Source organism: Marinobacter psychrophilus (genome assembly GCF_001043175.1).
Taxonomy (GTDB): domain Bacteria; phylum Pseudomonadota; class Gammaproteobacteria; order Pseudomonadales; family Oleiphilaceae; genus Marinobacter; species Marinobacter psychrophilus.
On record NZ_CP011494.1, the window covers coordinates 3,427,752 to 3,440,085 of the forward strand.

At 56.0% G+C, this 12,334-nt stretch carries 11 protein-coding genes; 6 read left to right on the forward strand and 5 right to left on the reverse strand.

Annotated elements, in window-relative coordinates; genetic code table 11:
* Positions 1-18: 18 nt before the first annotated feature.
* The 5 genes from astA to ABA45_RS15590 form a co-directional block, all read right to left on the reverse strand.
* Entirely contained in the window at positions 19-1,092 is a 1,074-nt protein-coding gene (gene astA / locus ABA45_RS15570; protein WP_048387653.1) for an arginine N-succinyltransferase, read from the reverse strand.
* A 64-nt stretch (positions 1,093-1,156) separates the two neighbouring features.
* Positions 1,157-2,173 carry an arginine N-succinyltransferase gene (locus ABA45_RS15575; protein WP_048387655.1) on the reverse strand — a complete coding sequence of 339 codons (1,017 nt, stop codon included), beginning with the start codon at positions 2,171-2,173 and terminating at the stop codon, positions 1,157-1,159.
* A 13-nt stretch (positions 2,174-2,186) separates the two neighbouring features.
* Positions 2,187-3,407 carry an aspartate aminotransferase family protein gene (locus ABA45_RS15580; RefSeq protein WP_014872570.1) on the reverse strand — a complete coding sequence of 407 codons (1,221 nt, stop codon included), beginning with the start codon at positions 3,405-3,407 and terminating at the stop codon, positions 2,187-2,189.
* A 77-nt stretch (positions 3,408-3,484) separates the two neighbouring features.
* On the reverse strand, positions 3,485-4,936 hold the full coding sequence (locus tag ABA45_RS15585) for an exonuclease domain-containing protein (protein ID WP_048387657.1): 1,452 nt from the start codon (positions 4,934-4,936) through the stop codon (positions 3,485-3,487).
* A gap of 23 nt (positions 4,937-4,959) precedes the next feature.
* Positions 4,960-5,550, reverse strand: a complete 591-nt coding sequence (locus tag ABA45_RS15590; protein WP_048387659.1) for a phenylacetic acid degradation protein PaaY — start codon at positions 5,548-5,550, stop codon at positions 4,960-4,962.
* Positions 5,551-5,901: 351 nt separating this feature from the next.
* Between ABA45_RS15590 and paaF the strand changes: the two genes are divergently transcribed.
* The 6 genes from paaF to paaK all read left to right on the forward strand — a co-directional run bounded on the left by paaF (position 5,902) and on the right by paaK (position 12,165).
* Positions 5,902-6,675: a 2,3-dehydroadipyl-CoA hydratase PaaF gene (gene paaF / locus ABA45_RS15595; protein ID WP_048387661.1), complete on the forward strand. Its 774-nt coding sequence runs from the start codon at positions 5,902-5,904 to the stop codon at positions 6,673-6,675.
* A gap of 78 nt (positions 6,676-6,753) precedes the next feature.
* A complete protein-coding gene (paaG, locus tag ABA45_RS15600; RefSeq protein WP_048387663.1) occupies positions 6,754-7,545 on the forward strand; it encodes a 2-(1,2-epoxy-1,2-dihydrophenyl)acetyl-CoA isomerase PaaG in 792 nt (263 codons plus the stop codon).
* 3 nt (positions 7,546-7,548) lie between these two features.
* Complete coding sequence (gene paaH / locus ABA45_RS15605) at positions 7,549-9,069, forward strand: 3-hydroxyacyl-CoA dehydrogenase PaaH (RefSeq protein WP_048387665.1); 1,521 nt, start codon at positions 7,549-7,551, stop codon at positions 9,067-9,069.
* Positions 9,066-9,524, forward strand: coding sequence for a hydroxyphenylacetyl-CoA thioesterase PaaI (paaI, locus tag ABA45_RS15610; RefSeq protein ID WP_048387667.1), 459 nt, complete (start codon positions 9,066-9,068; stop codon positions 9,522-9,524). The genes paaH and paaI overlap by 4 nt, the downstream gene beginning before the upstream one ends.
* On the forward strand, positions 9,521-10,768 hold the full coding sequence (gene pcaF / locus ABA45_RS15615) for a 3-oxoadipyl-CoA thiolase (protein ID WP_048387669.1): 1,248 nt from the start codon (positions 9,521-9,523) through the stop codon (positions 10,766-10,768). The genes paaI and pcaF overlap by 4 nt, the downstream gene beginning before the upstream one ends.
* A gap of 89 nt (positions 10,769-10,857) precedes the next feature.
* Entirely contained in the window at positions 10,858-12,165 is a 1,308-nt protein-coding gene (gene paaK / locus ABA45_RS15620) for a phenylacetate--CoA ligase PaaK (protein WP_048387671.1), read from the forward strand.
* Positions 12,166-12,334: the final 169 nt, after the last annotated feature.

Genomic DNA, 12,334 nt, shown 5'->3' on the forward strand with positions numbered 1-12,334 from the left:
TTAAACAATGTGTATTAGCTATTGGGGGGCTTTGAATGACTGTCTGGGCAGCGGACCGCTGTCTTTCAAAGGCGCCAGGCGCACTGTGTCGCCGGCCTGAACCTGAAGTGCCGCAGCAACGTCTTGCGGCAACTCAATCGTGTCGGCGTTTACGCAAGTAAGCGGCAGTGTGGTTGCACGGAAATGTTGCATCGAACGATTGGCCACAATAACGCGCTCGGTAACGGGCACATCGGCGGCCACCGGTGTGTCCGTAATGGTGACCGTGCGCCCGACCGTTTCGCGTACCGTGCGGATATTGTCGATAAACGTTTCTACCACCGGGCCGCCGTCAAAAATGTCCACCAGCCCGTTGAAATTAAAACCCTCCGCCTGAAGCATATTCAACGCCGGCGCCGTATTGGCGTGCACGCAGCCAATCACCGAGCGGGCGGAGCTTGGCAGCATCGACAGGTAAATCGGGTATTTCGGCATCAGCTCGGCAATAAAGGATTTATTGCCCATGCCCGACAGGCGGTCGGCTTCGCTGAACGCCATATCAAAAAACTTGCTGCCCAGAGCATCCCACAGCGGGTTATTGCCCTCGGTATCACTCACACCCCGCATTTCCGCGAAAATTTTCTCAGAGAACTGTTCACGAAAATCGTCCAGAAACAAAAATCGGCAGCGAGACAGGAGCAGGCCGTTACCGCCGCCTTTGTAGGTGTCCGCCAGCAACAGCGAGCAAATTTCACTTACGTCGGTCATGTCATTGGACAGTTGCAACGTAGGCGTTCGCACGTGAACACCCAGCTCCCGCGAGGCATTCACGGTAACGCTCAGACGATAGTTGTAAAACACCTCATCACGGCCAACCCTGGCCTGTATTCCGCTTATTCCGACCGCTTGGCCTGTTGCGGTGTCTTCAAGAGCAAACAGATACAGCGCCGCTTCGGGGGCGCAACGCTGGTTAAAACTGTTGCCCGCCAGATCGATTTTCTGCTGCAACAGGCCACGGTCTGCCGGCAGCGAGGTCAAGCCCTTGCCCGCCTGTTCCGCCATGGCGTAAAGGGCATCAAGGTCACGGTCAACCAATGGGCGTATCAGCAGCATGGTCGCAGCTCTCCATCAATAAAGGCACTCATGGCGGCGTTTTTGAGGATACTCACACGGGTGGTCATAATGGTAATCCGCGCACGCTGTCACCGGTGTCGCCACCCAGGCGGCGCCAGGTGTCTATCGGAACTTTTAAGGCGGCGTCCAGCATTTCCCCAACCGGGGTCAGCGTGCAACGAAAGTGTGAACCTTCGCCCGCCGCCAATAACCATAAAGGGCCGTCAGCATCGGCGCTGCCGCGGAGAATTTTTCGGCGGCTGACCGCAACACTGTGCAGGCTGTCAGTGCGCGCTTCAAGCACCGGACCACCGTCAAAAATATCCACGTAGGGGCCGGCACCAAAGCCTTCTCTTTGTAACAGCTGCAGATTGCCGGCCGTTGCCGGATGGGCTACGCCCAGAGCCTGCTGCGCGGCTTCACTGAGCAAGGTTACATAAATCGGGTTGGGCGGCATCAGCTCGGCAATAAACGTTTTGCTCAGCTGCGCGGAGTGCCGGTCGGCGGTGGCAAAATCCATATTGAAAAAGTGCCGGCCCAGGCTGTCCCAGAATGGCACACTGCCGTCGCTGTGCTGGATGCCTTGTAGCTCTACCACGGTACGCGCCGCAAACCACTCTCTATGGCCTGCTATAAACAGCAAACGCGCACGGGAAAGCAATTCGAATGCCTGGGTGCCGCGAAGTTCCTCGACGATTACCAGAGCACACAGCAGGGTGCAATCGGTCAGGGAGTGGGACGGGTAAAGCGCTTCCACCCGACGGGAGATACCCAATTCGTGGGACGCGTGAATAAGCTCGTCGCGGCGATAATTGTAGAAAGGCTGACCATTGCCGGCACGGGCATCAATACCGGCAACGCCTTTTATTTCATGACTGTCGACGTGTTCCAGCACAAACAGAAAACGCGCCAGGTGCTTTGCACCGTGTTCGCCCGCAAATGCTGCGCAAGATTCTTTTATCCGGCCCGCCAGCGCCTCGCGCTCATGCGGCAGCGTAGACGGCAGCGCCCGCGTGTGTGTCTCGGCGAAAGTCAGTATGGGCTCGATATCTTCCGCTGTTACCGGGCGCACCAACCACATAGGACCTCCGCATTTATTGATTAGCGGTGAGTTTCTGCACGGCCGCTTCAAAGCGTTTCAGGGCTTCGTCTACATCGGCTTCCGGAATAATCAGCGACGGCGCCAGGCGCAACACGTTGGCGCCAGCTATTAATATCATGACACCTTCGTCCAGACCGGCGTTAAGAAAGTCTTTCGCCCTGCCCTGCCATTTTTCGGTTAAAACGCAACCCAACAATAAGCCGGCGCCACGTACTTCACTGAATACGCCATATCGCTCGCCGATGTCCATCATGCCTTTGCGCAGGTGATCGGACCGTAATTTTACACCTTTCAGAATTTCAGGCTGGGTGATGGTGTCCATGACTTTTTGCGCCACAGCACAAGCCAGCGCGTTGCCACCATAAGTGCTGCCGTGTGTGCCAACTGGCAAGCTGGCCGCGACCTTTGCGGTGGTCAGCATAGCGGCTATCGGGAAGCCACCACCCAAACCTTTGGCGCTGGTCAGAATATCTGGCACCACATCGTACATTTCGTAAGCGAAGACATAACCGGTGCGCCCTGCTCCGCTTTGCACTTCATCAAACACCAGCAGCGCGTCGTTCTCGTCGCACAACTGCCGCAGGCCTTGCAAAAACTCTTTTGTGGCCGGCATCACACCGCCCTCACCCTGAATGGGCTCAACCACAATGGCACAGGTTTTTTCTTTGGAGATCAGTTTTTTTACCGATTCCAGGTCGTTAAACTCTGCGTGCTGAATGCCACCCGGTGCAGGTTCGAACCCTTCCAGGTACTTGGGCTGGCCACCTACGCTGACGGTAAACAGGGTGCGGCCATGAAACGCATTTTTGAACGCGATGATTTCATGTTTTTCAGCACCGGTGTGTTCCCAGGCGTAACGCCGCACCAGTTTAAAGGCGGCTTCGTTGGCTTCGGCGCCGGAATTGGCAAAAAACACACGCTCGGCGAAGGTGTGGTCACACAAGGTTTTGGCCAACCGTAACGCAGGCTCGTTGGTCATCACGTTAGACAGGTGCCAGATTTTCTGGCTCTGCTCCTGCAGCGCGCTTAGCAGGCCCGGGTGCGAATGGCCCAAGCAGTTAACTGCAATACCGCCTTGCAGGTCGATAAATTCGCGACCGTCCTGATCCCATATTCGCGACCCTTTACCGCGTACCGGTACAATCGTTCCGGGGGCGTAATTAGGTACCATAACGTCGTCAAACAACTCGCGGGATACACGGTCTTTGTTCATTGGTTCTCTCGATTATGTTCTCAGTTAATCAACGCATAAGTTAGCACGAATACACATCTGACCTAATACTACGCCGGTTACGGCATTAGCACATCAGGCTGCGCTAAAGCCGGCAGCAGTTGTATACGGAATTGTCCTCTGTCTTTGCCCAGCAGGGCCTTAGCCAGAAGTTTGTACGAATCCAGGTCAAAATTGACCGCCTGGCCGCCCAGCGACAGCGAGTCCAGTTCGTGGTCATCGTGGACGGTGGCAACATGCACCCAGTTGTACACCACCAGTACGTCGGTTTTATGGCTGGTTTCGTTACACTCGATAATCGCTACCGGCCCTTTCCATGGCCAGGTTTGCAGGCGCAGGCTGTAAAACGCAATTTGCATACGCAAATTATAACGCAGAGGATCTTCGCGGCCTTCACAGGCACCCTGGCAGCGGCCAAGCGCACGCTGAAAACAGGGGCCGCTGTGCTCGGATTCCAGGCTTAACAGGCGATTGCACAGCTCATTTTTTGCAGCAATACCCGCTAACGCCCGCTCGGCGTCGCGTTTGCTGCGAAACAGACCGTAATAGTCGCCCAGCCTACCGGGGTCTATTTCCCGTATCAGCCGCGCCTGCAGATAGCCTTGGGCGTTTGTGGTCAACTCTATGCTCACCAGATTCTTAGCCGCCCGCGAGCGTCGGTTGAACAACGGCTTCAGACCTTTGATCTGCTTCAACTCCAGCAACAACGCCCCCAGCTCGCCGGCGGTCTCAGTCCAGTCAACACGGCGCAGACTTTCGGAAATTCGCACGCCGCGAGTCGAATTGTGATCGCCGGAAAAGTGCGAGGCCACCCGCTGCGCGATGTTGGTGCTTTTGCCCACGTACAAGAGCGCATCGTTCTCGCCATAAAACCTATAAACACCGGGCCCGCGAGGCAATTCCTGCAATGTGTCTAAAGGCAGGTGGGAGGGAATGCTCGGCCGCTGTAGCAACTCGCCTATGGCGGTTTCCAACGTGTCTTCGCCTTGCTGAGCCAACACATGCTCAAAAAATCCGAGCATGGCAGCAACGTCTCCCATCGCTCGGTGGCGCTGCACCTGCTGCAAACCATGGCGCTCAATCAGCGCGTCCATATTATGGCGCCGAAACTCCGGGTATAGCCGGCGCGACAGCTTCACCGTACACAACACTTTGGCCACAAACATTCGCCCCAGCCGGCGAAATTCGCCTTTCACAAAACCGTAATCGAAGCGCGCGTTATGGGCCACAAAAACCACCCCGTCCAGGCGTCGCTCCAACTCGTCAGCAATATCCTCAAACAGAGGGGCATCCGCCACCATGGCATTGGAAATGCCAGTCAACTGTTCAATAAAGGGTGAAATACGGGTTTTTGGATTAACCAGGGTTTGCCACTGGTCCACACATTCACCTGCTCGCCAGAACTGGATGCCGATTTCGGTGATGCGATCGGTTGCCGCGCTGCCGCCGGTGGTTTCAAGGTCCAGAAAGGCGAAGGTAGTGGTTTTCAGGTGCCGTGATGGTTGGGGCATAGGCTCTCGAGTTATTTACGAATTCACCGGTCTTTCAAGCTGTGCGAACCCACTCTCAGCTGAGGCCGGCTTTCATCAATCTCAGTCAGCGGTGCACATTCTTTGATGGTTTCAAGGCAGCGCTCGGTTAACACCTGATATTCGCGGGTGCCGCTTTGCTTCCAGCCCACTTCTTTATCACTCAGTTGCCGCAGCACTTTGGCCGGTGACCCCACAATCAATGAGGCTGGCTCACACTCGAAACCCGCTTTTACAAAAGCGCAGGCACCTACAATAGAGCGTGCTGCAATAACAGCTTCGTCCATTATAACGCTATTCATACCCACCATTGCGTCCTCTTCAATGGTGCAGCCGTGCAGTATTGCACCGTGTCCCACGTGACCATTACGGCGAACGATCGCATCTCGGCCCGGAAACGCGTGAACAACGCAGCTGTCCTGCAGGTTCGAGCCTGCTTCCATAACAATGCGACCGAAGTCGCCCCGTAAAGACGCACAGGGGCCAACGTAACAATTCGCACCCACGTGCACGTCGCCTATAAGCACCGCCGTTGGATGAACGTATGCGAATGGGTGCACCACCGGCGTAACCCCGTCAATTTGGTAACACGGCATAAAACGCTCCTCACAAAGTCGTTATTTTTAACTTACAGACTATTTTATGTGTCGAAACCTGGCGCAGACATAAAACACCCATATCGAGACGCTCGCGTTTATTTTACGAGTCTTGAGAGCTCAAATTTAAACACAAGATACACATAAAAATCAGAAATCTGCGAGCACTGCTAAACTGAAAAGCCAAACGTGATACAAAAATTCATAATTACTGCCCTTGACCGGTATCAATTAAAACCTATACTCTTCCATTAAAACAAACAACACAAAACACCGCTGTAAAGAACCGCCCGATAGCTGCGGGCCCACGTTCTAGCAAATCAAAAATAATGAAATACCGAGACCACAATAATGCCGCAGATACTGCTATCAGAAGGGCCAAACAATGGCGTTCGCCTTCTAACGCTTAATCGTCCCGAAGCCCTCAACGCTCTCAACACCGCGCTGCTTGAGGCGCTGAGCGAGCAACTCGATATTGCAGAAACCGATCCTGAAACCAGAGCCCTTGTTATTACCGGCAGTGAGCGCGCGTTTGCCGCCGGTGCCGATATCAACGAGATGGCCTCCCGCGATGTCGTTGGCATGCTGGAGGATCCTCGTGTCCAACACTGGGCACGCATAGACCGCTTTGTTAAACCGCTGATTATCGCCGTGAACGGATTCTGCCTGGGTGGCGGCTGTGAACTCGCAATGCGCGGTGACATTCTCATTGCCGGCACCAACGCCCAGTTTGGCCAACCTGAAATCAATCTCGGCATTATGCCCGGCGCCGGCGGGACCCAGCGCCTGGTGCGAGCGGTGGGGCAATCATTGGCGATGCAGATGGTTCTCACCGGGGAAGCTATCAGCGCCCAAAGAGCCCTCGCAGCCGGTTTAATCACCGAAATCTGCCAACCTGAACTTACGATTGAACGCGCCATGGCGATCGCCACCACGATTGCCTCCAAAGGCCCTCTTGCGGTGCAGCTGGCGCGTGAGTCGGTGCGCCGGGGTGCAGATATGGACCTTGCTGCCGGTCTGCGATTTGAGCGTCACGCGTTTACCATTCTGGCCGCAACAGAAGACCGCCGCGAAGGTCTGAATGCGTTTCGCAACAAGCGCAAGCCCCAGTTCAGCGGACGCTGATCTCGCTCCAATAACCACCAAACAACAATCAACTGCCCGATGACACACGGGTGCCAAAGCTACGAAAAGGACTATTCCATGACCGAGCAGAGCGTGCTTCTCGATATTGACCAGGGGATCGCCAAAGTTACCCTGAACCGCCCAGACAGCCTTAATAGCTTTAACGTTGAGATGCACAAACAAATGCGCGCCGCGCTCAAGAGCATCCGCAACGATGCCTCTGTGCGGGTAATGCTGTTGACCGGTAACGGCCGAGGTTTCTGTGCTGGCCAAGACCTGTCTGACCGCACCGTCAAGCCGGGCGCGCAAGTACCAGACTTGGGCATATCCATCGAACAGTACTACAACCCGTTACTGCAGGCCCTGCGGGACCTACCGATGCCGGTCATCTGCGCGGTTAATGGCGTAGCCGCTGGCGCAGGCGCAAATATCGCACTGGCCTGCGACATCACACTTGCGGCTCGTTCCGCCAGCTTTGTTCAGGCCTTTTGCAAAATAGGACTTATTCCCGACTGCGGCGGTACCTGGACTTTGCCGCGCGCGGTCGGCATGGCTCGGGCAAAAGGCCTCGCATTATTGGGTGGCAAACTGAGCGCCGAAAAAGCGGAACAGTGGGGCATGATCTGGCAGTGCGTAGAAGACGACGCCCTGCAAGATGAAGCCATGAACCTGGCTCGCCATTTTGCCACTCAGCCCACCAAAGGCCTGGCAATGATCAAGCGTGCCCTGCACGCAAGCGCCAATAATACATTTGAAGAACAGGCATTGGTCGAGCGTGATCTGCAGCGCCTGGCCGGCCGCAGCGATGATTTCCGTGAAGGCGTTTCCGCCTTCACGGAAAAACGCACCCCCAAATTCACAGGGAAATAAACCATGCAGGCACTCTCTACAAGCACCCCTGTTGCCGTTATCGGCGCTGGTGCCATGGGCTCCGGCATTGCTCAGGTAGCCGCGCAGGCGGGCCACCAAGTGTTTTTACTTGACCAACGGGAAGGTGCTGCCGAAGCCGGCCGTCAAAGCATCGTTAAACAACTGCAGCGCCGGGTAGATAAAGGAAGGATAGAGCAGTCCGCGTTGGATGCCCTCATTAACCGCATTACGCCGGTTAACCAACTCGACGATCTTGCCAGCGCAGGCCTGGTCATCGAAGCCATCGTTGAAGACCGGGATATCAAGCGCAGCTTACTGACCAGCCTTGAGCAAGTCTGTGACGACGACACCATTCTGGCCACCAATACATCGTCCATCTCGGTAACGGCACTGGGCGCAAAAATGAAGAACCCCTCACGCTTGGTCGGTATGCACTTTTTTAATCCGGCGCCTTTGATGGCACTGGTGGAAGTGGTTAAAGGCCTGGCCACCAGCGATGCCGTTGCCCAATGCGTTTACGCCACAGCGGCCCAATGGGGCAAGAAACCCGTAACCGCAACGTCTACCCCTGGCTTTATCGTGAATAGAGTCGCACGGCCGTTTTACGCAGAGAGCCTGCGCCTGCTGCAAGAACAGACAACAGACAGCGCCACCCTGGACGCCATCATGCGCGAGGCCGGCGGTTTCCGAATGGGCGCGTTCGAACTGACAGACCTGATCGGGCACGACGTCAATTACGCAGTGACTTCCTCGGTGTTCAATTCCTATTACCAGGACACCCGCTTTTTACCTTCGCTGGTGCAGAAAGACCTGGTTGACGCTGGTCGTTTAGGGCGCAAGACCGGCCAGGGCTTCTACAACTACGCCGAGGGCGCGCAAAAGCCCTTGCCTGCCACCACCGAAAAAGCCAACTCCGTTGCTGATACCTTGATTGTAGAAGGCGACCCCGGCCCGCTAGCGCCGTTGGTAAAACGACTGGCTGCCAGCGGCTTGAACATCATCGAACGCGATGGTTCTGGCCGCCTACGATTTGGCGATGCTGTGCTGGCACTAACCGATGGCCGTATGGCCACCGAACGCGCCGCGATCGAAGCGTGCAACAACCTGGTACTGCTCGACCTGGCGTTTGATTACACCAACACCACCCGCCTTGCCATCGCGGTTGCGGGGCAGGCGTCTGAACAAGCCAGAATCGATGCCTGCGCCCTGCTGCAAAAAACCGGCTTGGCGGTCAGCCAGATTGCTGACCGGCCAGGATTGGTTGTTATGCGCACAGTAGCTACCCTAACCAATGAAGCGGCAGATGCGGCTCTGCACGGAGTGGCGTCTATTGGCGATATTGACCTTGCCATGAAAGCCGGCCTGAACTACCCGGAAGGCCCTTTGCGCTGGAGTGACAACCTGGGGTTCAGCCTGGTGCATACCGTACTGACACACCTCCAGCAAAGCTACGGCGAAGAGCGCTACCGGCCGGCCTTGCTGCTGCGGCAAAATCGTTTCGCCGGAAAAGGGTTCTATTCATGAACAACCAACCGAACGCACAAACCCCGCAGCAGTTGGCTCAAAGCTGTGCCGACGCCATGTACCAGCGGGACGAAGCCAGCCGCAATCTGGGCATGGAAATCACCCAGGTTTCTCCCGGCAAAGCCACCGTTACCATGCTCGTGAGCAGCATCATGATTCAGGGCCACGGTTCCTGCCACGGTGGCTACTTGTTTACCCTGGCGGATTCTGCCTTTGCGTTTGCCTGTAACAGCTACAACAAGGCCACCGTAGCATCCGGCTGCTCCATCGATTACATGCTGGCCGCCCGTGAGGGTGACCTTTTGACCGCCAGCGCGGTTGAGCAGTCCCGAGGCAACCGTACCGGCGTGTACGACATAACCATCACCAATCAGAACGGCCATGTGGTGGCCCTGTTTCGCGGCAAGTCCTACCAGGTGCGCGGCGAAGTCATCCAGTCAGAGAATAATCAATGAGCCATAATAAACCCCTACAAGACGCCTACATTGTTGACGCCGTTCGCACCCCCATTGGCCGCTACGGTGGCGCTCTGGCCGTCGTGCGCGCCGACGATCTGGGAGCCATACCCATCAAAGCCCTGAAAGACCGTTATCCAGACCTGAATTGGGCCGCCATAGACGACGTACTTTATGGCTGCGCCAATCAGGCCGGTGAAGACAACCGTGACGTGGCGCGCATGTCACTGCTGCTGGCCGGTTTGCCAGTCGACGTACCGGGCGCCACCATCAACCGCCTGTGCGGATCCGGCATGGATGCCATCGGCAGCGCCGCGCGTGCCCTTCGCACCGGCGAAGCCGAACTGATGCTGGCTGGCGGAGTGGAATCCATGTCGCGTGCACCTTTTGTGATGGGCAAGGCCGACTCTGCGTTCAGCCGTGCCGCCCAAATCTTCGACACCACCATCGGCTGGCGCTTTGTAAACCCGCTGTTGAAAGAACAGTACGGCATTGACTCGATGCCGGAAACTGCCGAGAACGTGGCCACCGATTTCAACATTTCACGGGCAGACCAAGATGCCTTCGCCCTGCGTAGCCAACAGCGCACCGCAGCGGCTCAAAAGGCGGGGCGTTTTGATTGTGAAATCGTGCCCGTCAGCATTCCCCGCCGCAAGCAGGACCCGCTGGTGGTGGATACCGATGAGCACCCGCGCGCTACCAGCCTGGAAAAACTCGCCAGCCTGGCCACACCGTTCCGCGAAGGCGGCAGCATAACCGCCGGCAACGCCTCTGGCGTAAACGACGGCGCCTGCGCACTGTTGCTGGCCAGCGGCGATGCCCTGAAAAAACACAATCTGAAACCCCGTGCCCGCGTTATAGCCATGGCAACCGCCGGCGTTGAACCGCGAATTATGGGCATGGGGCCCGCCCCCGCCACTCGCAAAGTGCTGAAAACCGCAGGCCTGGAACTGGCTGACATAGACGTGATCGAGCTGAACGAGGCTTTCGCCGCCCAGGCTCTCGCGGTACTGCGCGACTTGGGCCTGCCGGACGACGCCGAACACATTAACCCCAACGGCGGTGCCATCGCCCTGGGCCACCCGCTGGGTATGAGCGGCGCGCGCCTTGTTACCACCGCGATGAATGAGCTGGAACTGCGCCATCGGCAGGGCCAGAAAGCCCGCTACGCTCTATGCACGATGTGCATTGGTGTAGGCCAGGGCATCGCAATCATTATCGAACGCGTAGACAGCGCCAACTGATGTATCCGGTGCGCAAACCTGCGCGCCACACAGGAACTAAAGCCAACCGGTAGCAAACCGGGGCAACAAGAATAAGACAGGACAAAACAATGGATGTACCAATGCAAAAAGTCGGAAAACTGGACCGGATGGAAACTGCCAGCGTGGACGAACTTCGCCACGAACAACTGCAGCGCCTGCGATGGAGCGTTTGGCACGCCTACACTAACGTGCCTCATTACCGCAATGCGTTTGATTCTATTGGCTTGAAGCCGATGGACATCAAAAGCTTGGACGACATCGTCAGAATTCCGTTCACGGGAAAAGAGGATCTGCGGAATAACTATCCGTTCAAGATGTTCGCAGTACCTATGAAAAAAGTCGTCCGGGTACACGCCTCTAGCGGTACCACCGGCAAACCCACAGTTGTGGGCTATACCCAAAGCGACATTGAAACCTGGGCCGACATAGTGGCCCGTTCCATTCGCGCCGGTGGCGGCCGCGCCGGCGACAAGATTCACATTGCCTACGGCTACGGCCTGTTCACAGGCGGCTTGGGTGCCCACTACGGCGCCGAGCGCCTGGGCTGCACCGTTATTCCCATGTCGAGTGGACAAACCGAGAAACAAGTTCAGCTGATCAAAGACTTTGAGCCTGACATCATTATGGTCACGCCTTCTTATATGCTGAACATCGCCGACGAAATTGACCGCCAGGGCATTGACCCCAAAAAGCTGCCACTGCGACTGGGCATTTTCGGTGCCGAGCCCTGGACCAACGAAATGCGCACAGAATTGGAAGACCGCCTGGGTATTCAAGCTCTGGATATCTACGGCCTGTCTGAAGTGATGGGCCCGGGTGTGGGTATGGAATGCCTGGAAACCAAAGACGGCCCCACCATCTGGGAAGACCATTTCTACCCGGAAATTGTTAACCCAGAAACCGGCGACGTGTTGCCCGACGGCGAATACGGCGAACTTGTGTTCACTTCACTCACCAAAGTGGCCATGCCGGTACTTCGCTACCGCACCCGCGACCTTACTCGCCTGCTCCCCGGCACTGCGCGTCCCATGCGCCGCATTGACAAAATAACTGGCCGCAGCGACGACATGCTGATTATCCGCGGGGTTAACGTATTCCCCAGCCAGATTGAAGAGCAGGTGTTGAAATGCCGCGCTCTATCGCCGCATTACGAAATCGAGGTGTACAAAAAAGGCAACCTGGACTGCGTGGATATTCGGGTAGAACTGAGAGTTGGCGCAGAAGGCGAAAACGTCAAAGAACATACGGCCAAAGAACTGGCGCATCACATCAAATCGTATGTTGGTATCAACACCAAAATAGACGTGCAGGATGCAGGAAGTATCAACCGCTCGGAAGGCAAAGCAAAGCGCGTATTCGACCGACGTAAAGACTGACACGGATGATTAAGCGATGCACCGCGCTCATCATTTAAATGTTTTTGTTTATGTAACGATCCAAAAGCCAAAACTTATCGAAAATAATTTAGTCAACAAATTCAGTAATTTAGAGATTTAAAGTGTCAATATGATACGGGATAATCTAGCTTGAAATTTATCCAGTATC

Bases quoted from the DNA above. Each gene is read 5' to 3' on its own strand.
- paaI (WP_048387667.1), top strand. From the start codon at position 9,066: ATGAACAACCAACCGAACGCACAAACCCCGCAGCAGTTGGCTCAAAGC.
- ABA45_RS15575 (WP_048387655.1), bottom strand. From the start codon at position 2,173: ATGTGGTTGGTGCGCCCGGTAACAGCGGAAGATATCGAGCCCATACTG.
- ABA45_RS15585 (WP_048387657.1), bottom strand. From the start codon at position 4,936: ATGCCCCAACCATCACGGCACCTGAAAACCACTACCTTCGCCTTTCTG.
- paaH (WP_048387665.1), top strand. From the start codon at position 7,549: ATGCAGGCACTCTCTACAAGCACCCCTGTTGCCGTTATCGGCGCTGGT.
- ABA45_RS15580 (WP_014872570.1), bottom strand. From the start codon at position 3,407: ATGAACAAAGACCGTGTATCCCGCGAGTTGTTTGACGACGTTATGGTA.
- paaF (WP_048387661.1), top strand. From the start codon at position 5,902: ATGCCGCAGATACTGCTATCAGAAGGGCCAAACAATGGCGTTCGCCTT.
- astA (WP_048387653.1), bottom strand. From the start codon at position 1,092: ATGCTGCTGATACGCCCATTGGTTGACCGTGACCTTGATGCCCTTTAC.
- paaG (WP_048387663.1), top strand. From the start codon at position 6,754: ATGACCGAGCAGAGCGTGCTTCTCGATATTGACCAGGGGATCGCCAAA.
- paaK (WP_048387671.1), top strand. From the start codon at position 10,858: ATGGATGTACCAATGCAAAAAGTCGGAAAACTGGACCGGATGGAAACT.
- ABA45_RS15590 (WP_048387659.1), bottom strand. From the start codon at position 5,550: ATGCCGTGTTACCAAATTGACGGGGTTACGCCGGTGGTGCACCCATTC.
- pcaF (WP_048387669.1), top strand. From the start codon at position 9,521: ATGAGCCATAATAAACCCCTACAAGACGCCTACATTGTTGACGCCGTT.